The following is a 23,596-nucleotide window of genomic DNA, read 5'->3' as shown; positions in this document are numbered from 1 at the left end:
GGAATTTTCAATGAATACCTACACACAAGCCGCAATATGAAATATTTGTCAGCTCTTGGACTTCTACTCGGACTTCACGGTGTTGCCTTGGCACCCGCCAGTGCGGCGCCCCCTATTTTTATCAAGTTCAGCCATGTCGTCGATGAAAACACACCCAAGGGGATTGCGGCACTGGAATTCAAGAGGCTTGCTGAAGAACGCACCCGCGGACGAGTAAAGGTAGAGGTTTACCCAAATTCTTCACTGTACAAGGACCGAGAAGAACTCGAGGCTCTTCAGTTGGGTGCGGTGCAAATGCTGGCGCCTTCACTGGCCAAATTTGGGCAATTGGGCATGCGTGATTTCGAGGTATTTGACCTGCCATACATTTTCCCGAACCGCCAGGTTCTTAAAACCGTAACCCAGGGCGACATTGGACGACAGCTTCTGGCTCAGCTTGAAGACCGTGGAATTTTGGGGCTCGCGTACTGGGACAACGGTTTTAAGGTGATGAGTGCAAATACACCACTGCGCCTGCCAGAGGATTTGAAAGGCAAACGAATGCGCATTCAACCGTCCCGAGTGCTGGAGGCCCAAATGGAAGCGCTGGGCGCTACACCCATTCCGCTGGCGTTTTCAGATGTGCACACCGCACTGGAAACGGGTTTGGTAGATGGCACTGAAAACCCGCCTTCCAATCTTTATTCGAAGAAAATGCATGAAGTTCAGAAATACGTTGCCGTAACCAACCACGGCTACCTGGGCTATGCCGTGATTGTGAACCGCAAATTCTGGAATAGCTTGCCTGCAGACATACGCACCACACTGGAAAAATGCATGGTCGATGCCACACGCAAAAACGATGACGAGGCGGAAAAACTCAATACCCAGGCTTTGAACAAAGTAAAGGAATCGAAGAACACCAAAGTTACAATTCTGAGCAGTGCTGAAATCGAGTTGTGGCGCAAGGCACTTGAACCTGTTCACCGTCGCATGGAAAGCCGAATCAGCAAAGAGTTGATCAGCAGCATTCGCAAGGCTGCTGCTGAACAAGCTGCCGCGACACCCAGCGGCTCACGTTAAGAATCAGGACTCGGCGCCAACCAGCTTTTGGCGTGCCACTTCCAGAAATTGCTCGGGCTCGGGCCGAACCCGGTAATTTGAAGTTTGGTCTGAATACACAATTCGACCGTGTTTGTTGATGATCAACACCGTGGGCAGTACCGTGTCTTCGCCATTCCCCAGCCAATTCATGCCAAACGGCACACCGTTTTCATGCATCAACTTCAGTTTCTTGCTGGCCTTGAATTCGGTATCAACAAAAAATTTCATGGGTACTTTAAAGCGCTTGGCCAGTTCCTGGGTTTTCGATTCGGGCTGCGGGCTGATCAACGCGACTTTCACACCCAAGCGATCAAGCTCAATATAGCGCCCGGCCACTTCGCCAATTTGTGTCATGCACAAGGGGCACCAGTTACCTCGGTAGAACATGAGAAGCCAGGCCGAGCCTTTGAATTGCTCACTCGAAAAACTCTCCCCCTCCAATGTTTGAAGCTGAAACACAGGTAATTTTTCACCTTCTTTTAGCTCTGCATTACTACGCTCGCCCAAATTGGAATACCAGAAAATATAGGCAATGCTGCCAAAGAAAATCAAATTTCCAATCACAAGTGGCCACGGATCGGATTCCATTGCAGGATCGGTAAGCACCAACGCAATGCCCATCAAATTGCTGGCCATAAGGAAATGGAGGTTGCGGGACGTACGCGCCCTGCGTCTCATGAACATCCACACGAACAAATAAAAATTGGGTAAGGCCAATACAAAGACACCGATCCAGCCGGGCCCCAGTGGGCTATGCCAACTCATGGTGGCCACGTGCAGCAAACTGAGGTTGATCAGGATGAGAAACAGGACAATAAAAACTGACTTGGCTTTGTTCATTCTTTGGGATGCAAGATTAAATCGACCTCTAGTGTAAACAAAAGTGACTGACGCCCCGCTTGCAGGCAACTTTTTTTCACCCCTCCCCTTGAAATACCTTCCCCCCGCCCCTATTATTAGCACTCGATGGCGTTGAGTGCTAACAACACATCCGTCAGTTTCTCTAAGCAATTCTTTTTAAAAGACAAATTTAGGAGTGGTATCCATGAACATTCGTCCGTTGCATGATCGCGTGATCGTGAAGCGTCTCGAGAGCGAGCGCACTACAGCCTCTGGCATCGTGATTCCAGAAGCAGCCGCCGAGAAGCCAGATCAAGGTGAAGTGATTGCAGTAGGCCCAGGCAAGCGCGACGACAGCGGCAAGCTGATCGCGATGGATGTGCAAGTAGGCCAGCGCGTTCTGTTCGGCAAATACGCCGGTCAAGCCATCAAGGTAGATGGCAAGGAAGTGCTGGTTATGCGCGAAGAAGACATCATGGGCGTGATTGAAGCCTAATTACACTGAATTCAAGAGGAAGATTAATCATGGCAGCTAAAGAAGTATTTTTCGGCGATGACGCACGCAGCCGTATGGTGCGTGGCGTGAACATTCTGGCCAACGCAGTAAAGGTAACCTTGGGCCCACGCGGCCGCAACGTGGTACTTGAGCGTTCATTCGGCTCCCCCACCATCACCAAAGACGGTGTTTCCGTGGCCAAAGAAATCGAACTGAAAGACAAGTTCGAAAACATGGGCGCGCAAATGGTGAAAGAAGTTGCTTCACGCACTTCCGACAACGCTGGTGACGGCACAACAACCGCCACGGTTCTGGCACAAGCCATTGTTAAAGAGGGCATGAAGTTCGTAACCGCCGGCATGAACCCAATGGACTTGAAGCGCGGTATCGACAAAGCAGTAACAGCCGCAATCGTTGAATTGCGTGCTTTGTCCAAGCCCTGCTCTACCACCAAGGCGATTGCGCAGGTTGGCTCCATTTCTGCCAACAGCGACGAATCCATCGGCAACATCATTGCCGAAGCCATGGAAAAAGTTGGCAAGGAAGGCGTCATTACCGTTGAAGACGGCAAGAGCCTGGACAACGAACTGGACGTGGTTGAAGGCATGCAGTTTGACCGCGGCTACCTGAGCCCCTACTTCATCAACAACCAGGAAAAGCAGGTTGTAGTGCTGGACAACCCATTCGTGCTGTTGCACGACAAGAAAATCAGCAACATCCGTGACTTGCTGCCCACATTGGAACAAGTGGCCAAAGCTGGTCGCCCACTGTTGATTATTGCTGAAGACATCGAAGGCGAAGCCTTGGCAACTTTGGTTGTGAACAACATTCGCGGCATTTTGAAAACTTGTGCAGTGAAGGCACCTGGCTTTGGCGATCGCCGCAAAGCCATGCTGGAAGACATCGCCATTTTGACTGGCGGCGTTGTGATCGCTGAAGAAACCGGCATGAGCCTGGAAACCGTGACCCTGGAACACCTGGGCCAGGCCAAGCGCATCGAAGTGGGCAAAGAAAACACCATCATCATCGATGGTGCTGGCGAAGGCGCAAACATTGAGGCCCGTGTGAAGCAGATTCGCGGCCAGATCGAAGAGACCTCTTCTGACTACGACCGTGAGAAACTGCAGGAACGCGTGGCCAAGCTGGCCGGCGGTGTTGCCGTGATCAAGGTTGGCGCAGCCACTGAAGTTGAAATGAAAGAAAAGAAGGCCCGCGTTGAAGACGCCCTGCACGCAACACGCGCAGCGGTGGAAGAAGGCATTGTGCCAGGCGGCGGTGTGGCATTGCTGCGCGCTCGTGCAAAGATTGAAGGCTTGAAGGGTTCAAACCCAGACCAGGACGCAGGCATCAAGATTGTTCTGCGCGCCATGGAAGAGCCACTGCGCATGATCGTGACCAACGCAGGTGAGGAATCATCTGTTGTGGCCAACAACGTGATGGGCGGCGAAGGCAACTACGGTTACAACGCAGCCACTGGCGAGTACGGCGACATGGTTGACATGGGTGTTTTGGATCCAACCAAGGTTACCCGTACTGCATTGCAAAACGCAGCGTCAATTGCTTCGTTGATGTTGACCACCGATTGCATGGTTGCTGATGCAGCGGATGACAAGCCTTCAGCACCTGACATGGGTGGCATGGGCGGAATGGGTGGTATGGGCGGCATGGGCATGTAATTGCCACTGCCAAGCTTTACTGCTTGAAAAACCGCCGGCCGGGCCAAAACCTGCCGGCGGTTTTTTTCTTGACCAAAGGTATATGTAACCCTATAATTTGCGGTTACCTAATTAACCAGCAAGTGATTTGGCTTTGTCGATTGGCATTTTGACCAATTAACCGCCAGGTTGGCTGCAACGGAGAAACTCATGAAAGATGGCATTCACCCAAATTATCGCGAAGTGTTGTTCGTGGACATGTCCAACGGCTTCAAATTCATTTGCCGCTCAACAGCGCCTAGCCGCGAGTCAGGCGAGCACGAAGGCAAGGAATATCCTTTGATCAAGCTGGACGTGAGCTCTGAATCTCACCCCTTCTACACTGGCGCACAAAACACAATCGTGGATACCGCTGGTCGCGTTGAGAAATTCCGTCGTCGCTTCGATCGCTTCAAGAAGTAATTTTTCGCGCAAGTGATCATACAAAGGCAGCTCAGGCAAACTGGCTGCCTTTTGTTTTTCCGGACACAATAAGAATATGGTCATCACCGCAGCCAACAACACCCGTTTGTCGCGCAGGCTCCTCTGGGGCTTGATTTTGCTCTATGTCCTGCCAGGGCTTTTTGCGCGCACCCCCTGGAAACCCGACGACGCAGCCGGCTTCGGGCAAAGCTTTACCCTGTCCCAATTGCCTTTCTCGGAATGGGCACTTTCACAAATTGGCGATCGCCTTTATGTCGAGGGGGGGCTGTTGTCCGCATGGCTATCGGGGGTGTTCGGAAAAATCGCATTGTGGATCAACCTTCCATACAACTGGCTCGACGATGCCATGCGACTGGGCAATGTGTTCTGGATGATTCTGGCTGGCTGGGCCATCTGGAATACCACCTACCGTCTCGCCAAGCGTGTTGAATTGCAACCTGAAGACCCCCTTGGCACAGCCCCCACCCGCGTTGATTATGCCCGCGCGGTGGCGGATGCGTCGGTGCTCTGCTTTTTGGGCACACTGGGCCTGCTGGTTCGATCGCATATGCAAGTACCGGAAATAGCCGAGCTGGCTGGCATTTCAATCATGTTGCTGGGCGCTGTGCGTTCGCTCGACCGCCCAATTGGCGCGGGCTGGATGCTGGGTGCAGGCATCGCCATTGCCTTTTTTGCGCGGGGCTGGGCACACTGCTTGCCATTCTTGCTCCTGCTGCTTGTCAGCTCGACAACTCACAGTTTTCTGCGTTTCGGCTTGCTTCGGCGCATGACCAGGGCAGCCGCCGTGTTCGCGGTGCCTTTCGCAATCTGGTTTTTCTGGTTGATGAGTCAGAAAAACGGCGAGTTGTGGTGGAACGCCTGGAATGAATGGAATGTACGCAGGTTCCTGATTCTGGACCCGAGCCAATCGTTCGACTTCCCCAAACTGGTGGTCACCCTGAAAACCCTGACCTGGTTTTTGTGGCCAATTTTGCCCATGGCGTGCTGGACCATTTGGCGCTACCGAAAGGCGTTGAGCGAACCCTCAATTCGCATTCCTTTGGCCGGCGCAGTGGCTGGTGTCGTGGTTTTGTTGATCACCAATCCTGCAGACGAAGCCAACTATTTCCCATTGTTGGCACCCCTTTCGGTGCTGGCAGCAATCGGGCTTTCAACCATGAAACGGGGCTTGATCAGCCTGATCGACTGGTTTGCAGTGCTGTGGTTCACCTTCGCAGCTGTGTTGGTTTGGCTGGGCTGGACTGCTGCCACGTTCGGATTCCCGGCAAAAATAGCCGCCAACTTCGAAAAGTTATCCCCTGGTTATGTGCCCGATGTCATCGGTCTTGAACTGGCGCTGGCTTTTTTGGCCAGCATTGCCTGGGTTCGGCTAATCATTTGGCGCACCGCCTCAGGAAGCCGTGCCCTATGGCGCCCCATGGTATTGACCACTGGTGGCGTTATTTTGCTGTGGCTGCTCATGATGACGCTCTGGATCCCCAGAATTGACTATGCAAAAAGCTTCAAGGTGCTGGGCGAGGAAATCACCTACGCCGTAGAGAACCACCAGGCAGCCGCTGGCAGGGAGTGTGTGGGTGACTACAATCTGGGCTATGCGCAGCGAGCCACACTTCAGTACCATGCCAACGTCGATTTCATTCGCAAGGGGCAATTCAAGGAAGCTGCGGAATGCGAGTACTTGCTTGTACAAGACGACACCCGCCAAAGCCTGAAGATCAAAGTGGATTTTGAGTCCAAGGCATCAGAGCAGTGGGAGTTGATCTGGACCGGCAACCGAAACTCGGACCGTCACGAGTTCTTCTTCCTTTACGCGCGAACCCACCAGGCAACAAGCAACGGTCGTTAAAGGTTTGGCATGGCCAGTCATGTTGTTTTATTCGCCCAAAACCGGCCACGCAGAGCACTGCTGAACCAGGCCTTGCCCATTTTACTGGGGCAACTGGCCGTGATGGGCAATGGTCTTGTCGACACCCTGATGGCCGGGCAAGCTGGACCCGACGTGCTGGCGGCCATGGCAGTGGGGTCGTCTATTTACATCAGCCTTTATGTGGGTTTGATGGGCGTCATTATTGGCCTGACTCCCATCTGTTCTGCTCACTTCGGCGCAGGAGACTACCGCAAAGTTGGAGAGGACGCTGTGCAAGGTGTGTGGCTTGCACTCACCATGAGCAGCATTGGCATGGCCGTGTTGCTCAATCCTGATCCAATATTCCAGCTCACCAACACGCCCTTAGACATTGCCAAGGACACCCGTGGCTACCTGCTTGGCATTGCCTGGGGCTTGCCCGCAGCCTTGGTGTTTCGCGTGTTTTATGCGCTGAACCAGTCTATTTCACGCCCACAAATTGTGGTGGCACTGCAAGTGCTCATGCTGTTGCTGAAAATCCCTCTGAACATTTGGTTCATGCAGGGTGGGTGGGGCCTACCGGCCATGGGTGCAGCCGGATTTGGCTGGGCCACAGCGGCAACCATGTGGCTGGTGCTTGGTATTTCAGCCTTCATTTGGCTGTTCGACAAGCATTACAGAGAATTCAAATCCATTCGAAGCTTGAAGCCTGACTGGCATCGACTTGGGCAGATTCTTCGGCTTGGCTTGCCAATTGGTGGCTCTTATCTGATTGAGGTCAGCTCATTCACGGTGATTGCACTGCTGGTGTCACGCTTTGATGTTTATCAATTGGGCGGCCATCAAATTGTGTCCAATATGGCGGCAATGGCTTACATGGTGTGTTTGTCCTTGGGCAATGCCACCACGGTTCTGGCCTCGCAGCAAATTGGCGCGGGGCATAACCGGTACGCCGGTGTCATCGTGAAGCGAGGCATTGAGACAGCCATGCTGGTCGCAACCTTTGTGTGCCTGGGTTTGTATGTATTCGATCGGGAATTGATTTCGTTTTACACCAAAGACACAAAAACCATTGAAGTTGCACTGGGCTTGATGCCGTGGGTGATTGCCTACCACTTCATTGATGCTGCTCAAACGCTCTGCTCATTCTCCCTGCGTGCCTACCGGGTATCGGCTCGCCCCATGTTGATTTACCTGATCAGTCTGTGGTTTGTGGGCATTGGCGGAGGAATGTGGCTGGGCGTTTGGCAACAAAACCCCTTAAAGTCGCAGGGTTTCTGGATTGCCAGCGCCGGGGGCTTGTTGCTGGCAAGTCTCTGCTTGGCACTGTTACTGGCCCATGTGATGCGCCAGCGCAATGCCCTTGATATCAGGCCGCAGGCGTTGCCGGAGTTGCCGTGTCCGCCTTCGACTCTGGCGCCACAATAAAATGTTCCCGGTAAAAGCGAAGTTCATCAATTGATTCGTGAATATCGGCCAAGGCAGTGTGTTTGGTCTTTTTCACAAATTTTCGGGCTGTTGTGGGGTTCCAGCGCTTGCACAATTCTTTCAGCGTGCTGACATCCAGATTTCGATAGTGAAAATACGCTTCAAGCTTGGGCATGTACTTGGCCATGAAGCGACGATCCTGGCAAATGCTGTTGCCGCACATGGGGCTTTTATTTGGGCCAATGTACTTGGCCAAAAACTCAATCAACAATTCCTCGGCCTGGGCTTCATCGATAGTGGATTCTTTCGCGCGCGCAGTCAGGCCGCTCTTGCCGTGGGTACTTGTGTTCCAGGCATCCATACCCGCCAGGATTTCATCGGCTTGGTGAATGGCCAGCACAGGCCCCTCTTCCAACACATTCAATTCACTGTCGGTCACCACCACCGCGACTTCTATGATTTTGTCGTTAAACGGGTCTAGCCCGGTCATTTCCATATCAACCCACACCAGTCGATTGTCGTCGCGGGGAATCTTGGTTTCAACGGGGGTGGAACTTGGCGTGGCTTGTGACATAATTTGCTTGAGCTTTGAGTTTGAATCTTAAGAGAACGGTATTGTCTCACAGGCATTGAAGCGCAAATTAATCAAGGGTGGTAGCAAGAAATGGTTTTTACTGAAGTCTTTGTTCTGACTGTGGTTTTAAGTGTGGCACTTCGCCTGTACCTGGCCAGTCGCCAGGTGAGGCACATCGCCATGAACCGCGCGCAAGTGCCAGCCGAATTCAGTGAACAGATCAGCTTGCAAGACCACCAAAAGGCTGCGGACTACTCTGTTGCCAAAACCCGCTTGGGCATGGTCAACGTGCTGATTGAGGCCACCATTTTGATGGGCTTCACCCTGTTGGGCGGTCTGGAATGGATTCAAAGTTTCACGAGCACCACCGCAGAGGGTATTTTGGCGGGTTTGTTGCTGATTGCCGTAGTGGGTTTGATTGGCAGCGTACTCGACTTGCCCCTGTCGTATTACAAACAGTTTGTGCTTGAAGAACGTTTTGGCTTTAACCGCATGAAAAAGGGCTTGTTCATTGGCGACTGGCTCAAAGGCCTGTTGGTGGGCGCACTGATCGGCGGTCCGCTGGTGCTCGCTGTGCTCTACCTGATGCGCGAAGCTGGCCAGCAGTGGTGGGTTTACGCCTGGGCTTTGTGGTTTGGTTTCAGCCTGCTGTTGATGTGGCTGTTCCCCACCGTGATAGCCCCCATTTTCAACAAGTTCACGCCACTTGAGGACGGCGCAACGCGCCAGCGGATCATTGACCTGCTGCAGCGTTGCGGATTTGATTCAAACGGCCTGTTTGTGATGGACGGCAGCAAACGCTCCAGCCACGGCAATGCCTACTTCAGCGGCATGGGCAAAGCCAAACGAATCGTGTTTTTCGACACCCTGCTTTCACGCCTGAACGACGATCAAATTGAAGCCGTGTTGGCGCATGAACTTGGCCACTTCAAGAAAAAACACATCGTGAAGCACTTGGCTTTTTCAGGCATTGGCAGCCTTGTCATGTTCTATGTACTTGGCGTGCTGGCCAATACACCGTGGTTTTATTCTGAATTGGGCGTGAATCCCGATTTGGCCAATGGCGCGCAAGCCATGGCCTTGGTGTTGTTCATGATGGTATTACCCTACTTTACTTTCCCGATTCGCCCAGTGATGTCCTGGCTTAGCCGCAAACATGAATTTGAGGCGGATGCCTATGCAGCCCAACAAAGCGCACCCCAGCACTTGGTGAGTGCCTTGGTGAAGCTGTATCAAGACAATGCGTCTACGCTAACACCGGATCCACTTCATTCGGCGTTTTACGACAGCCACCCGCCGGCTTCCATTCGAATTAGCCGTTTGAACAGTTTGCAGGTTGCCCAATGAGCGCGCCCAAGCCGGTTCGCTCACCGGAAGACTGGCTGCATGTGCGCTGCCAACATTTGGGCGAGGGCCACGCGTGGAATGCTGACGAGATTGAGGCACAACTGGATGAGTTTGAATACTGGTCGGTTGAGTTTGATGCGAAGGGTGAGTTGGCCCGCACACTGTGGCGACAATATGCATTTGCCAATTTCGAAGGTGTGAAGCTGGCAGTGCATGCGATTACCCATTTGGCCGACGATGAAGATCACCACCCCGAAGTGACCTTCAGCTACAACCGCGTTAAAGTGCAGTGGAGCACCCACAGCGCAAACGGAATTACCGACAATGATTGGGCCTGTGCTGCCAAACTTGATGATGCGCTGAAACACGTTGGCTAATTCATCTCTCAACAAGGTGCGCCCCACCTACAAGGGCAAACAAACCGGTAATCACGGAAAAAATTCAGGCAATCCCGATTTGCTGAATGCCTTGGTGGTGGCCAGCTACGGACGCCATTTTCTGGCGCGCGATGAAAGCGGCACCATTTGGCAGGTATATGGCAAGGGAAAGCGGCGAGAGGTGGCCGTGGGTGATGAAATTATTATTTTGCCCAGTGGCGACATGCAAGCCTGGGTTGAAGACATTCAACCCCGCAAAAACCTGGTTTACCGATCGGACGCCCTGAAGAGCAAAATGTTTGCAGCCAACCTGGACGGTGTGCTGTTGATGCTGGCCATTAGCCCGCCCTACTCGCCCGAGTTATTGGGCCGTACGCTGACGGCCTGCAAACATGCAGACGTGCCACTCACCATTTTGTTCAACAAAGTGGACATTCTGGAAGGCGACACTGAAACGCTGAATGCAGTTGACCAGGAGTTGTTTGAAATCACTTTGGGTGAAGTACCAACCCACTACATCAGCGTCACCGAACGGCCTGCCGAAACTGAGGCGCTATTGCAGCCCTTACTGAAAGGAAAACGCACGCTGATTTTGGGGCAGTCGGGCATGGGTAAATCAACATTGATCAACTTGTTGATACCGAACGCATTGGCTGCAACCAACGAAATTTCAATGGCCTTGAATGCAGGCAAGCACACCACCACCCACACCCAAATGCATTTCGGTGAACAGGCCCTGGAGTTGATTGATTCGCCAGGATTTCAGGCATTTGGATTGCACCACCTGAGCGAGTCGGACTTGTTGAATGCGTTCAGCGATATTCGTGAGGAAGGCAACAAATGCCGCTTTGCGAATTGCCAACACAAACGCGAACCCGATTGTGCCGTGAAAAACGGGCTGGAAGACGGCACTTTAAGCCCCGCACGGTATGAGCTATACCAAATGCTGAAAGCGGAACTGGAAGAAGCCAGTCACAATTATTGAAACCTTACAGCACGCTGCTGGGCAACCAGCCAAGAACTGCAAACGCCAAGGTCACCATTAACCACACCACGGCGCACTTGAATATCAGCTGACGAAACTGCTGCAGTGACTGAACCTGGGCTTCCTCACTCAGCACCTGCCCTTCTGACGCTGCTTTTGAAGCGGGGTCGAATGCATGCCCACCCACCAATCCCACCGCCGTAAAAAACACTGCGGTCAGCGGTGCCCTATTTGAAAAACGACTGTGGTTTTTCGCAGCTCGCCAAGCCAGTGCAGCATCGTCAAGCTGAGCCACCAAACCCACGGTTAAGGCCAACAAGCGCGCGGGAAGCCATTCCATGGCAAATAAAACAAACCTGGGACTAATCAAAGCCTTGAATTTATTGCTCTCCCAGGCTTCTTGCATGGTGGGTCGCTCGTGAGCAAAGGCCTGAGCCAACCAAACATCGCGCTCTCGAATCACACTCCAGTGCGCCATTGAATACACCACCAAACCCATGGGACCAGGCAATACCAAAAACCAGAAAAACAGACTGAAATACTGACGCAAGGCGCGCTCGGTGCCGTGGTAAATGGCGTGAAACACCAGCTCACCCGGACGATGAATAACCGGCTCAGTGCCATCGTATTCTTTCATCCAGGTCAACAGCAATTCACGGGCACGGAAAAAATCGCCCTGATTCAAAAACAGTTGTGCATTGGTAAACACAACGGCAAAATGCCGAAAACGCAAACCGTACAGCAACAAAAATACGCTCAGGGTGCCCGCCGCGAGCGGGGAAATTGTCCAGAGCACCTGGTACAAAAAGTACACGCCCAGCACCCAAAGAAGCATGGGCACCAACCACTGCAAATGCGCATAGCCTGGAGCACCCAAGGCTTCAAGGTTAATCTCGAGTTCTTGATTGAAACGATCAACCCAGTCGCGTGCACGGGTGAACAAACCATCGGGCAGGAAGGTTTCACACACCACAGCAATGAGCAGGGCCAGATAAGACAAAGTGTTAAGCCTTCGCGTGCAGAAAATGGTACAGGTTGCGCAGCATGGCGGCCGTGGCGCCCCAAATGAAATAGTTTTTTCCATTCACTGGTGAGTTGTACGGCATGGCGTAAAAAGTGCGTTCACCCACCGGTGTTTGCAAGCTGCGTTGCTGGTGGTTTTCAACATTCATTAAAAATGAAAGTGGCACTTCAAAAACCTCTTCCACCTCGAACTCATCGGGTGCCAGGGTAAAGCCAGGTTGAACCAGCGCCACAACGGGAGTCACCATGAAATTGGTGGCTGTTTGATACACAGGCATAATTCCAAGCACTTCAATGAAGCTCCGGGCCAGGCCTGTTTCCTCGACTGTTTCACGCAGCGCTGTTTCAATGGTCGTGCCGTCTTCTGGCTCGCAGCGACCACCCGGAAAACTGATTTGCCCGGCGTGGTCATTCAAATGCGCTGTGCGCATTGTCAGCAACACATACAGATCGTCTTCCCGCTGCACCAGGGGCACCAGTACCGCTGCATCGGCAGGTTCACGATCTTTAAAAAACCGTTCTTCAAGCGGCTCCGGCTGCCAAGGCAAATCGGACATGGCAAAGCGGGCACGCAACAACTCGGCAGACCACATGGGTAAAACGCTCCAGATTAGACAGCCAGGCCGAACAGCATTAATTCAGCAAACTGCTTTCGAAGGGGCGGCGTGAATTCCATCACGTTCAAGGCCATTTGTCGGCCTGCGCCCAGCAAGGGATTGTGATTGGAAAAACCTTTCACCATCCAGTCTGTCATTTTAACCACCACCTGCCGATCAGCCATCCTCGACTTCTCAAATTCGTCGAGCGCCGCACTCAATCGATGTTCTTGTGCAACAGTTGAGGGATCAATGCAGCGGCAAAGTTGCACGGCATCACGCAAACCAAGGTTCAAGCCCTGCCCTGCGACCGGGTGCAAAATTTGAGCGGCATTGCCAATCGCGACGCGTCGGCCTTGGACCAATTTGTCGCGCCAGTTCATACCCAAAGGAAAGCTTTTTCTGGGTCCGATGTGCTCAATAGAGACACGCCTGCCAAACTGTTGTCGAAGCTCAGCAGCAAACTCGGTGTCGCTGCAGGCCAGGCGCTTTTGAACTTGAGCCAAAGGTGCACACCACACCAGCGAATACTTGTGCTGGTTCGTCGAGATCGGCAACAAGGCCAATGGTCCTTCGGAAGTAAAACGCTCAAAGGCCAGCGTATTCAGGCCATCCAGCAAACCGGGCTCTACAGTAAGAGAGACCTCGCTGACCAATGCCCACTGGTCGTAATCCACCACCTGATCGCGCTCGCCTGATTCACCATACAAACCACCTTCAGCATCCACGCGCAAATTAACGGTGTACTCGGTGCCATCTTCAAGCTCAAGCACTTCAAGTGAATCGACTGCGCTGCGGTGCGCGTACTTCACATTGGCAGGCCGGAAAATTTTCACGCCGCGCCGTTCAAGCGATGCAGACAAACAATTCACCAGTTCGCCATAACGCACTGTCCACCCCAGTGCCCGCAGGCCAAGTTCATCGGCCTTCATGCGAACCTGACCAAAGCGAGATTGTTCAGAGACGTGAATGTGATGAATAGGCGTGGCATCGGCCGGAAAACCCAGGCTTGCCAAGCGCAGGCGGGTTGCGTCTGACAAGGCGAGAATTCGGGGATCTTGTGCGGAGGCCTCCAAAGGCTTGGCATCAAAAATTGCGATCCGGTTGGCATGTTCACCCCAGGTGTTGGCCAGCCAACCTGCAAAGGCCAGCCCAACCGGGCCTGCGCCTACAATGGCCACATCAAAATCGGTGTGCGAAGTCATTTTTTTCTCATTGTTTGCTTAGGCCGCCTTGTTGCCGCTTTTCTTGTGCGATTTCATGGTGGCATGAATTTCCGCAACGGTCTTCGGGGCGTCTGCCGTGTAGACATCGCATCCTTTCTGGGTCACCAAGGCATCGTCTTCAATGCGAATGCCGATATTTTCAAACTGTTTGGGCACACCCTTGCCTGGGCGAATGTACAGACCCGGCTCAATGGTGAGCACCATGCCCGCTTCCAGTTTCCGGCTGGTGTGTGGAGCCACGCCATCTTCAGGCTTGGCCGAAGGGTCTCGGTAACTGCCACAGTCATGCACATCCATACCCAGCCAATGGCTGGTGCGGTGCATGTAAAAACGCTTGTAAGCGCCGCTTTCAAGCGCCTCATTGATACCCATTTTCAGCAGTTTCAAATCGATTAAACCTTGGGCCAACACTTTCACCGCTGCATCGTGCGGATCGTTAAAACGGGCACCGGGCTTGGTGGCTTCAATGGCGGCGTACTGTGCATTCAGCACCACTTCATACACGGCTTACTGGGCCTTGTTGAACTGCCCGTTGACCGGAAAGGTGCGGGTGATGTCGGATGCATAACAATCGAGCTCGCAACCTGCATCGATCAACAACAAATCGCCATCACGCATTTTGGCGTCGTTGGCCCGGTAATGCAGTACGCATGCGTTTGCGCCCGAGGCGACAATTGAGCCATAGGCCGGTGCTTCAGAACCGTTTTTACGGAATTCGTAAAGCAACTCGGCTTCCACCTCAAATTCAAACTTGCCCGGCTGGCACACCTGCATGGCGGCAATGTGGGCATGCGCGGAAATATGCGCAGCGCGGCGCATGATGTCGATTTCAGTTTTGTCTTTGATCAAACGCATTTCATCGAGCGAATGGCTGAGATCAAGCACAGCATGCGGCGCTGAAATCCCCATGCGTGCTTTGCCTCGCAAGGTTTTCAGCACATCAGCCACCGCGGCTTCCAGGCTTTCGTCTTCACCCAAACGCAAAAACACGGCGGGCTGGTTGGCCAGCGTCTCGATCAGGTGCTCTTCAAGGTCTTCAATGCTGTGGGCCTCGTGCATGCCGAAGGCAGACTGCGCGGCCTTCGGGCCAAAACGAAAACCTTCCCAAATCTCTCGCTCTTCGTTTTTATCACGGCAAAACAGCACTGCACGGGAATCGCCAGTGGGCGTTACCACCAGGGCCAAACAGGCCTCGGGCTCGGGAAAGCCGGTGAGATAGTAAAAATAACTGTCCGAGCGAAACGCATAATCGGCATCGCGGTTGCGCATCACTTCCATACCCGATTGCACCAAGGCCACGCCTCCGCCCATCTTCTTCAATCGGCGAGCCAATTGCTCGCGGCGCTTGGCGTAAATCAGGGGATTGTGGGTGGGGTACCTGCTCATGCTAATGCTTCCTTACTGAATTCAATCGTTGGTTGAGTTCCTCAAGCCGTTCAGGAGTACCAATGTCCATCCAGAAGCCGCTGAATAACTCACCTTGTACTTTGCCTGCTGCCATGGCTTGGCGCAACAGGGGAGCAAGTTTTGCAACCTCGCCCTCTTGGACTGGCTTGAACAAGTCCGGGTGATACACACCAATGCCTGAAAAAGTGAATGCAGCCTCGCCAGGCTCGGCTTGCTTCACAGCCCTGCCCTGCAAGGCGAAATCACCTGTCAGGTTGTGGGGTGGATTGGGCACCATCACCAGGTGGGCCAACTGTTCTGGCTGCCATTCTTTTGCAATTTGCAAAGCCGTGGCGACAGGCCATTCACAGGCCACGTCGCCATTCATCACCAAAAACGGCTTGTCACCCACCGCCGGCAAAGCCTTGCGAATACCCCCGGCAGTTTCAAGCGCAGTGCTTTCCGGTGAATACCGCAGCTTTAACCCAAGGCTTGAGCCATCGTTGAAGTGCGCTTCGATCTGTTGGCCCAAATGCGCGTGATTGATCACGATCTCGGTGATCCCCACCGCCGCCAGGGCCTCGAGGTGCCACTGCAGCAGGGGTTTACCACCCGCAGGCAACAGGGGTTTGGGACAGTGGTCGGTCAGGGGGCGCATGCGCTCACCGCGCCCTGCCGCCAAAATCATGGCCTTCATTTAAAACGTGTACCCCACTTTCACAGCCTTGTTCTCCAGGCGGTCCAGCAACAGCAACAGCGGCTTGAAGGCAATGTAACGCCCAGCCACCAAGCGCACGTAGCGCAACACCATGGGCAGGTCATTGAGGTATTGGGCCTTGCCGTCGCGATAATTCAGACGTGCAAAAATGCCCAGAATTTTCAAATGGCGCTGCAAGCCCATGAAATCGAATTGACGGTAAAACTCGCCGGGATCTTCGCAAATGGGCAAACCTGCCTTGCGTGCTGCCTCCCAGTAACGCACGGTCCAGTCCAGGGTTTGTTCCTCAGGCCATTCAATGTAGGCATCGCGCAAAATACTGACGAGGTCGTAGCTTAGCGGGCCTTTTACTGCGTCCTGAAAATCAAGAATGCCAAACTTGGGTGCCGCGCCAGCTTCACTGGTCAACATCAAGTTGCGACTGTGGTAGTCCCGGTGCACGAAAACTTGCGGTTCGGCCAGTGCACTTTGAATCAGCATGCCCTTGATGCTGTCCAGCCAGTTGCGCTCCTGATCGGTCAATTCGGCGCTGTAGTGCTTGCCCACATACCAATCATCAAACAAATTCATTTCCTGCAACAATTTGTCAGCACCGTAGGCTGGCAAGCCAGTGGTGGCCGTGTTCGCCTGCAAATGAACCAAATCGCCAATGGCTTGCATGTAAAAGGTGTCGTGCTGCCCGGCCCGGGCCACCAAGCCTTGCAGCATGGTGGTGTTGCCAAAGTCTTGAAGCAGTAAAAAACCGTCTTCCGGATTTTGCGCCAGTACTTCAGGTGCGTTTGAACCTCCGCTGCGCAACAGCCCGGCCACATGAACAAACGGGCGAACATCCTCTTTGTCGGGAGGTGCGTCCATCACAATCAAGGTTCGCGCGTTATTCGCCTCGCTTACCCGAAAGTAGCGGCGAAAACTGGCGTCGCTGGACGCCGCCTGCAAGGTTTCAAGGTCAAATTCGAAACCATCCAGGCCTGTCAGCCATTTTTTCAACATTTCTTGACGCAAGGCGCTCATCAAACCGTCCAATCTCTTTAATTTGTAGTTAGTTGCCTATAATAGTAGGATCCTATGGCGCTTGATCGATCCGTCACCTATTTGAGTACATACCCAGCTTGAAGAAAAGCAAAAAATTACTGCAAGTGCACTCAGTGCCCACCCGCCCCACAGCCATTGCCATTGCATTGTTCTGTCTGGGTGCACCCGCGCTTGCGCAAACCACCAGTGCGGAGCCACAAAAAGCCGAAGCCCCCACACGCCTAAAAATTGACGGTGGCCTATTGGGGGTGCGTAATCCGATACCCGAGGACGAAGCCACTTACATTTCCGCCGACCGGCTTTACGGCAACAGTGCCGAAGAAACCTTTCTTGAAGGCAACGTTGAAGTTCGACGCAACAAGCTCAAACTGTTCAGCGATTCAATCAATTATTCCCCGATCACTGACCGTGCCACCGCCAAAGGCAACTTGATCATTGAACAGGAAGGAATGATTCTCAAGGCCCCCGAGGGCTCTGTGAAACTGGGCACAGGCGAAAGCCAAATGACACAGCCCACCTTCGAGCTGAAGGAAATCAACGGCAAGGGCCGTGCTGACAAAATGCAGTATGACGGCATTTCCACCCTGACTCTTGAGAATCCCAATTACACCGTGTGCGACGTACCGAACCCGGGTGCGGCTGATCAAGGTGACTGGTACATTACCGCAGACTCGCTTGAAATTGACCAAGCCTCTGAAGTGGGCCGTGCGCGCGGCGCAAAAGTAGTGTTTCAGGGCGTGCCCATTTTAGGTGCCCCATACTTCTCGTTCCCAACGACTGATCGTCGAAAAAGCGGTTTTCTTCCACCCTCGTTTGGCACAGTGTCCAATAGCGGGCTTGAAGTAACAGTGCCGTATTACCTGAATATTGCGCCAGACAAGGACATGACCCTGTACCCGAAAGTCATCTCGGGCCGAGGCTACCAGCTGGGTACGCAAACACGCTACTTGACGCCCAACAACGAGGGCGAGCTGAAATACGATTATTTGCCCGACGACGAGAAAACCGGCACAGACCGCACGGCTTTGTCCTTGCTGCACAGATACGAGAAGGGCCCCTTCTATGCAGGGGTCAATTTCAATGAGGTGTCGGACGACAACTACTTCGTAGACTTTTCCCGCACCCAGGCTGTGGCCTCGCAACGTGTGTTGGTGCAAGAAGGCTACCTCTCGTACCGCCAGAAAAACTGGAATGCCAATGTACGCACAGTGGCACACCAAACACTGCAATTGTTCAACGATGTCATCGCCGAACCCTACGACCGCCTGCCCGAGGCCACGCTTGAGCTAAGCCCAACCCGCATTGGCGAGGCCAATGCATTCGTGTCGATCAGTGGGCAATACACCGACTTTGCGCGCCCATCTTCAGCACCCGCGCGGGTTGAAGGCTCTCGGGGCGTTACCCGAGCCCGGGTGTTCATGCCGATTCAGCGATCTGAGTTCTCGTTTACGCCCGCTGTTTCAGTTCAGACCACCAATTACGATTTACAAGGACAAACTCCCGGATCGCCTGCAGCACCGGGCAGTGTCATTCCAACTGTGTCGCTGGACAGCACCGTTTACTTCGACCGCAAAACAAGCTTTTTTGGTCGCAACGTAAACCAAACACTGGAACCCCGAATTTTTTACCTGTACACGCCATTTAAAGACCAGTCTGATCAACCAATTTTCGACACCTCGGTGACCGATCAAAGCCTGACCCGGATTTTTGCCGAGAACAGGTATTCCGGTCTCGATCGCGTTGGGGATGCCAACCAGCTGACGCTGGCTGTAACCAGTCGTTTTTACGACGAAGCCACCAGCGAAGAGTTATTCAGCGTAACAGGCGGGCAGCGATTAAACCTGAGCACGCCCCGCGTGATCCTGCAGGGCTTTGAAGCCCCGACCACCAGCGATTCCGACTTTTTTGCCAACGCCCGTGGCCGAATCAGCCAGTCCGTATTTCTGGATGCCACCACACAGCTCAATGCGGAAAGTGGTCGTCATGAACGCGGCAACATCACGGTCAGCTATGCACCCTCCCTGGGCAAACAGCTCAATTTTGGGTATCGATACACTCGCGCCCAAATTGATCAATTCGACATTTCTGGTCAATGGCCTATCTCTGACCGCTGGAGCGGCGTGGGTCGTTTAAACTATTCCATGTTGGACAACCGCCTGATCGAGGGTGTTGCCGGCCTGGAATACGGTGAAGGTTGCTGGGCGGTGCGCGTTATTGCGCAACGATTTGCCACGGCACCTTTGCTTGAAACGACCTCGCTCTTTGTTCAACTTGAGCTCAATGGATTGGGTCGCCTGGGGTCCAACCCCGCCGACCTGTTGTCTAGAAAGGTACCTGGGTACACGCCTTTCTCTTCCTCACAAATTACCCAATGAGCACCCACCAAGCACCCAATAAGCTATGAATATGAAGCACATTCAACACTGGTTATTCGCGATTTCCGCCTTGGCGGCCCTGACCCATGCGCAAGCGCAAGGCCTGAAAACGCCCACAACCAACCTACCCTCAGGAAAGCTCAGCTCGGAATTGGGCGCGAGCAATGGTTCGGGCGCAGCAGCGATCGACGGCATTGTCGCAGTGGTGAACACCGACATCATTACCCGCAGCGAATTGAACCGACAAGTGGCTTTAATTGAAAGGCAGATGAGCCGCCGTGGCGCACCTTTGCCAGACCGCATCGAATTGCGCAAGCAGGTGCTTGATCGCATGGTGATGGACAGGGCCCAGCTACAGAAAGCAGAAGAAGTCGGCATTCGAATTGAAGAAGCCCAAATTGAAGCAGCCATGGCCCGCGTGGCCGAGCAAAATGGTTTGTCGCTTGAGGACTTTCTGGCACGTCTTCAAGAAGAAGGTGTTTCACCAGCCCGCTTCCGCGAAGAGGTGCGCAGCGAGATTACATTGAGCCGCCTGCGCGAACGCGAAGTGGAAGCCAGAATTCAGATCTCCGATGCAGAGATTCAAAACTATCTGGCCGCCCGATCGAAAGGTGGCGTGGTGGGCAATCAACCTGAAGTCAATTGGGTACAACTGCTGGTCAAAGCCCCCAGCGACGCCAGTGGCGCAACGCTAACCCAGGCCCGAGCCAAAGTTGAAGCCGTTGAGAAAGCACTGAAAGACGGAAAAACCGTGGAATCCATTGTGCAAGCCAACCCCGAGCTTGCAATTGACGGCACCGGGCAAATGGGTTGGTCTGGTTTTGATGCCGTACCCACGCTGTTTACTGAATTCCTGTCCAAAGGGCAGCCAAATGCGGTGCAAACCATCCGCAGCCCCAACGGCTTTCATGTTTTAAAAATGCTTGAACGGCGTGAAAGTGGTGCCGCCCTGGACAGCACGCCTGTGACACAAACACGTGCACGACACATTCTGATTCGCCCTGGCCCCGACATTACTGAGGCAGAGGCCAAACGCAGACTGAGCTTTGCGTTGGAGCAATTGCAAGGCGGAGCCGCAACATTTGAAACCTTGGCCAAGCGTTATTCACAAGATGGTTCCGCTGCCAAGGGTGGTGATTTGGGCTGGTTGTACCCAGGCGACACCGTGCCGGAATTTGAGCGGGAAATGAACCAGCTCAGTATTGGTGGTGTTAGCCCCGTGTTCCAGAGTCGTTTTGGCTTCCACATCATTCAGGTGGTGGAGCGACGCCAACAGGCGGCCTCTGAAGAACGCCAGCGACAGGCAGCGCGCCAGGCCATTCGAGCCAGCAAGTCGGAGGAAAGTTATCAGGAATGGCTGCGCCAATTGCGAGACTCGACTTACATCGAAGTTCGCCTTTGATGCAAAAGGCATGAACGAGGCCTTTAATCTCCCGATCCTTGTTACCAACGGCGAGCCCGCCGGGATCGGGCCTGAACTGTGTGCCTTGCTGGCAGAAACAAGTCAGGCCAAGCGGCTAAACCGGCCACTGGTAATTCTTGGCGATGCTGACCTGCTTACAACAAGAGCCAGCAACGCCGGCATTGAACCCAAATGGCAACGAATAAATACACTGAGGGACATTGCCGCCAGCGATACTGAACCGCACGGCTACTATCTGCTGGACTACCCCCTTTCAGCGCCCTGCACCACCGGTAAGCCCAACCCGGCCAATGCACCCTATGTGCTGGGTCTTCTCAATATGGCCTGTGACGCTTGCCAGAACGGCACCGCTGCGGCCATGGTCACCGCCCCCATTCAAAAATCAGCAATTAGTCCCTTCTGGCCCGGTTTTATGGGTCACACAGAATACCTTGCCGAGCGCTGTGGCCAGGCAGAGGTGGTGATGATGTTGATGGGTGGGCAAATGAAAGTTGCTTTGGCCACCACCCACATTCCGCTGGCCAAAGTACCTGCGGCGATTACCCGTGAATCATTGACCAACACGCTTGAAATCATGCTGAAAGATTTGGGCCTGTACTGGAATTTGGCAAAACCGCGAATTCTGGTGACCGGCCTGAATCCACATGCCGGCGAATCGGGCGACTTGGGCCAAGAGGAAATCGAGACCATTTCACCAGTCATTCAGGCGATGCAGACAATGGGCCACGATGTTCAAGGACCTTTCCCTGCTGACACCTTGTTTCAACCCAAATACCTTCAAAACAGCGACGCTGTGCTGGCCATGTTCCACGACCAAGGTTTGCCCGTGCTTAAACATGCCAGTTTTGGTCAGGGGGTGAATGTTTCGTTGGGTTTACCCATTATTCGCACCTCGGTTGACCATGGCACTGCACTTGACTTGGCCGGTACCCGCAACATGGACGCCGGCAGCCTGAATGAAGCGATAGAATGCGCGCACCACATGGACCTTTGCCGCGGGAAAGCGCAATGAAACACCAAGCAAAAAAACGATTTGGCCAACACTTTTTAACCGATCAAAGCGTGTTGTCGAACCTCATTGGCGAAATGCGACCACGCCAAGACGATACCCTGGTTGAAATTGGCCCTGGTTTGGGTGCGCTGACATTTTGGCTACTTAAGGCGGTCAATCACCTGCAAGTGATCGAAATAGACCGGGATTTGGCTGAGAAGCTTCGCACAGGGGCCTGGAAAGACAAACTCACGGTTCATGAAGTGGATGTGTTGAAGTTTGATTTCGGACAACTCCCTGCCCCATTTCGCGTGGTGGGCAATCTGCCATACAACATTTCCTCGCCTATCTTGTTTGCCTTGCTCGAGGTCGCAGATCGAGTCATCGATCAGCATTTCATGCTGCAAAAAGAAGTCATTGACCGCATGGTGGCCACACCGAAAACCAGCGACTATGGCAGGCTGTCAGTGATGTTGCAGGCCTACTACGACATGGACCACTTGTTTGACGTTCCGCCCGAGTGCTTCGACCCACCGCCGCGTGTCATGTCAGCAATTGTTCGGATGGTGCCAAAACCAATCCATGTGCGTGCACAAATTCCCGGTGAAATTTTTAGCCGTGTGGTCAGCACAGCATTTTCGCAGCGTCGAAAAATGTTGCGCAATACCTGGGCCAATGTGGTGCCAGATCACATGGCTGCAACGGCGGGTATTGCACTAACGGCACGCGCCGAAGAAATTGCACCCGCGCAATTTGTGCAGGTGGCGCAAATGCTGGCCAGTCAGGCCAACCATTAAACCAGTAGTTGATGTACCTTGGCCTCGCGCCATTCACTACCCAACAAGTTCACCAGCTTTTTCTTGAATGCGTCAGGCTGACCTGTTGTGTAAAATTTTACACGCTCAATTGCAGGGATACTTTCCTGACGCATATTCAGCAGGTTTTCGGACTCCAGCCTCGCCTTGAGTTGCTTGGCCACGGGTAAGCCTGTCTCTATCACAGCCACGCCCGGCCCAGCCAATTTGGAAATCAAGTGCGCCACGAAGGGATAATGAGTACAGCCCAGCACGATCACGTCAGCCTGCTTTCGAGTTAACTCAGCAAGCACAGGCTTTAACAAGGCCTCAATGGAATTCTCGGGCATGGGCGACTGCTCGATCAGCTCAACCAAACCCGGACATGGATGCGCAATCACTTTGGCCAAAGGGTCGAACCGTTCAACCAGCGTTTTAAACCGCTCACTGGCCACCGTGTTGGTGGTAGCCAATATTCCAACCACCCCGGTTTTGGTCATCATACTGGCGGGTTTTACAGCCGGTTCAATTCCAACAATTGGCCAGTTGGCGTGGGCAGCCCTGGCTTGGTTGGCACCCGCAGCTGTCGCGGTATTGCATGCCATCACCATGGCTTTGCACCCCTGATTGCGAATCCAGTTAGACAGGGTGAGCACCCGATCGGTAATTTCATGTTGCGGCTTGTCACCGTAGGGCAAGTAACGCTCATCGGCAACAAACTCAAAACATTCGCCTGGCAAATGGCTCAACATGGCCTGTAATACAGACAAACCGCCTACCCCTGAATCAAACACACCCACAGGGGATTGGGGCTCAAGCAACACGCCATTCGCCATTCAGCACCTTTGAAATACGGGGTAAATCAATGCTTGTTTTCATGATTTGATTCAACCAACAAATATTAAAATGTAACTTGCA

21 protein-coding genes and 1 pseudogene are annotated in these 23,596 nt (G+C 53.4%); 13 read left to right on the top strand and 9 right to left on the bottom strand.

Going from position 1 to position 23,596, the window contains the following annotated elements:
* Positions 1-36: 36 nt before the first annotated feature.
* Positions 37-1,062, top strand: coding sequence for a TRAP transporter substrate-binding protein (locus P0D43_RS06910; protein WP_159572896.1), 1,026 nt, complete (start codon positions 37-39; stop codon positions 1,060-1,062).
* Positions 1,063-1,065: 3 nt separating this feature from the next.
* On the opposite strand, the gene P0D43_RS06905 is transcribed toward P0D43_RS06910, so the two are convergent.
* Positions 1,066-1,923, bottom strand: coding sequence for a peroxiredoxin family protein (locus tag P0D43_RS06905; RefSeq protein ID WP_394673595.1), 858 nt, complete (start codon positions 1,921-1,923; stop codon positions 1,066-1,068).
* A gap of 205 nt (positions 1,924-2,128) precedes the next feature.
* Between P0D43_RS06905 and P0D43_RS06900 the strand changes: the two genes are divergently transcribed.
* From P0D43_RS06900 to P0D43_RS06880, 5 genes are all read left to right on the top strand, one after another.
* Positions 2,129-2,419, top strand: a complete 291-nt coding sequence (locus P0D43_RS06900; protein WP_159572892.1) for a co-chaperone GroES — start codon at positions 2,129-2,131, stop codon at positions 2,417-2,419.
* 29 nt (positions 2,420-2,448) lie between these two features.
* A complete protein-coding gene (gene groL / locus P0D43_RS06895; RefSeq protein ID WP_394673594.1) occupies positions 2,449-4,095 on the top strand; it encodes a chaperonin GroEL in 1,647 nt (548 codons plus the stop codon).
* A gap of 189 nt (positions 4,096-4,284) precedes the next feature.
* Positions 4,285-4,536: a type B 50S ribosomal protein L31 gene (locus tag P0D43_RS06890; protein WP_159572888.1), complete on the top strand. Its 252-nt coding sequence runs from the start codon at positions 4,285-4,287 to the stop codon at positions 4,534-4,536.
* 76 nt (positions 4,537-4,612) lie between these two features.
* The gene (locus P0D43_RS06885) at positions 4,613-6,403 is read left to right on the top strand and encodes a hypothetical protein (protein WP_159572886.1); all 1,791 of its coding nucleotides are present in this window, start codon (positions 4,613-4,615) and stop codon (positions 6,401-6,403) included.
* A 9-nt stretch (positions 6,404-6,412) separates the two neighbouring features.
* The gene (locus tag P0D43_RS06880) at positions 6,413-7,831 is read left to right on the top strand and encodes an MATE family efflux transporter (protein ID WP_394673593.1); all 1,419 of its coding nucleotides are present in this window, start codon (positions 6,413-6,415) and stop codon (positions 7,829-7,831) included.
* Here P0D43_RS06880 and orn read toward each other — a convergent pair.
* Complete coding sequence (orn, locus tag P0D43_RS06875) at positions 7,773-8,405, bottom strand: oligoribonuclease (RefSeq protein ID WP_394673592.1); 633 nt, start codon at positions 8,403-8,405, stop codon at positions 7,773-7,775. The two genes, P0D43_RS06880 and orn, sit on opposite strands and share 59 nt — an antisense overlap.
* 90 nt (positions 8,406-8,495) lie before the next feature.
* Here orn and P0D43_RS06870 point away from each other — a divergent pair, with 90 nt between their 5' ends.
* Genes P0D43_RS06870 through rsgA form a run of 3 tightly spaced genes read left to right on the top strand, consistent with a single transcriptional unit; the run spans position 8,496 to position 11,114 of the window.
* The gene (locus tag P0D43_RS06870) at positions 8,496-9,752 is read left to right on the top strand and encodes a M48 family metallopeptidase (RefSeq protein ID WP_159572880.1); all 1,257 of its coding nucleotides are present in this window, start codon (positions 8,496-8,498) and stop codon (positions 9,750-9,752) included.
* Complete coding sequence (locus P0D43_RS06865) at positions 9,749-10,129, top strand: 4a-hydroxytetrahydrobiopterin dehydratase (protein ID WP_159572878.1); 381 nt, start codon at positions 9,749-9,751, stop codon at positions 10,127-10,129. The genes P0D43_RS06870 and P0D43_RS06865 overlap by 4 nt, the downstream gene beginning before the upstream one ends.
* Positions 10,122-11,114 (top strand): ribosome small subunit-dependent GTPase A, encoded by a 993-nt coding sequence (rsgA, locus tag P0D43_RS06860; RefSeq protein ID WP_394673591.1) that lies wholly within the window; start codon positions 10,122-10,124, stop codon positions 11,112-11,114. Before P0D43_RS06865 ends, rsgA begins: the two co-directional genes overlap by 8 nt.
* Before the next feature lie 4 nt (positions 11,115-11,118).
* Here rsgA and P0D43_RS06855 read toward each other — a convergent pair whose 3' ends face one another.
* The 6 genes and pseudogenes from P0D43_RS06855 to P0D43_RS06830 form a co-directional block, all read right to left on the bottom strand.
* Entirely contained in the window at positions 11,119-12,114 is a 996-nt protein-coding gene (locus tag P0D43_RS06855) for a hypothetical protein (RefSeq protein ID WP_394673590.1), read from the bottom strand.
* Positions 12,115-12,118: 4 nt separating this feature from the next.
* Positions 12,119-12,730: a CoA pyrophosphatase gene (locus P0D43_RS06850; RefSeq protein ID WP_394673589.1), complete on the bottom strand. Its 612-nt coding sequence runs from the start codon at positions 12,728-12,730 to the stop codon at positions 12,119-12,121.
* 17 nt (positions 12,731-12,747) lie between these two features.
* Entirely contained in the window at positions 12,748-13,938 is a 1,191-nt protein-coding gene (locus tag P0D43_RS06845; protein WP_159572870.1) for an FAD-dependent monooxygenase, read from the bottom strand.
* A gap of 18 nt (positions 13,939-13,956) precedes the next feature.
* Positions 13,957-15,345: pseudogene (locus tag P0D43_RS06840) on the bottom strand (aminopeptidase P N-terminal domain-containing protein).
* Position 15,346: 1 nt separating this feature from the next.
* Positions 15,347-16,042 carry an N-acetylmuramate alpha-1-phosphate uridylyltransferase MurU gene (gene murU, locus P0D43_RS06835; protein WP_394673588.1) on the bottom strand — a complete coding sequence of 232 codons (696 nt, stop codon included), beginning with the start codon at positions 16,040-16,042 and terminating at the stop codon, positions 15,347-15,349.
* On the bottom strand, positions 16,043-17,074 hold the full coding sequence (locus P0D43_RS06830; protein WP_394673587.1) for an aminoglycoside phosphotransferase family protein: 1,032 nt from the start codon (positions 17,072-17,074) through the stop codon (positions 16,043-16,045). It abuts the gene before it with no gap.
* Between the two features lie 98 nt (positions 17,075-17,172).
* Between P0D43_RS06830 and P0D43_RS06825 the strand changes: the two genes are divergently transcribed.
* From P0D43_RS06825 to rsmA, 4 genes are read left to right on the top strand one after another with little or no spacing between them, the layout of a single operon-like run.
* A complete protein-coding gene (locus P0D43_RS06825; RefSeq protein ID WP_159572865.1) occupies positions 17,173-19,470 on the top strand; it encodes an LPS-assembly protein LptD in 2,298 nt (765 codons plus the stop codon).
* Between the two features lie 31 nt (positions 19,471-19,501).
* Positions 19,502-20,872 (top strand): peptidylprolyl isomerase, encoded by a 1,371-nt coding sequence (locus tag P0D43_RS06820; RefSeq protein ID WP_394673586.1) that lies wholly within the window; start codon positions 19,502-19,504, stop codon positions 20,870-20,872.
* Between the two features lie 10 nt (positions 20,873-20,882).
* Complete coding sequence (pdxA, locus tag P0D43_RS06815) at positions 20,883-21,905, top strand: 4-hydroxythreonine-4-phosphate dehydrogenase PdxA (RefSeq protein WP_394673585.1); 1,023 nt, start codon at positions 20,883-20,885, stop codon at positions 21,903-21,905.
* Positions 21,902-22,681, top strand: coding sequence for a 16S rRNA (adenine(1518)-N(6)/adenine(1519)-N(6))-dimethyltransferase RsmA (gene rsmA / locus P0D43_RS06810; protein WP_394673584.1), 780 nt, complete (start codon positions 21,902-21,904; stop codon positions 22,679-22,681). The genes pdxA and rsmA overlap by 4 nt, the downstream gene beginning before the upstream one ends.
* On the opposite strand, the gene murI is transcribed toward rsmA, so the two are convergent.
* Positions 22,678-23,514: a glutamate racemase gene (gene murI / locus P0D43_RS06805; protein ID WP_394673583.1), complete on the bottom strand. Its 837-nt coding sequence runs from the start codon at positions 23,512-23,514 to the stop codon at positions 22,678-22,680. The genes rsmA and murI overlap by 4 nt on opposite strands.
* Positions 23,515-23,596 lie beyond the last annotated feature (82 nt).

It is taken from the genome of Limnobacter sp. (genome assembly GCF_043511195.1).
Taxonomy (GTDB): domain Bacteria; phylum Pseudomonadota; class Gammaproteobacteria; order Burkholderiales; family Burkholderiaceae_B; genus Limnobacter.
This window is presented reverse-complemented; position numbering and strand designations above follow the sequence as displayed.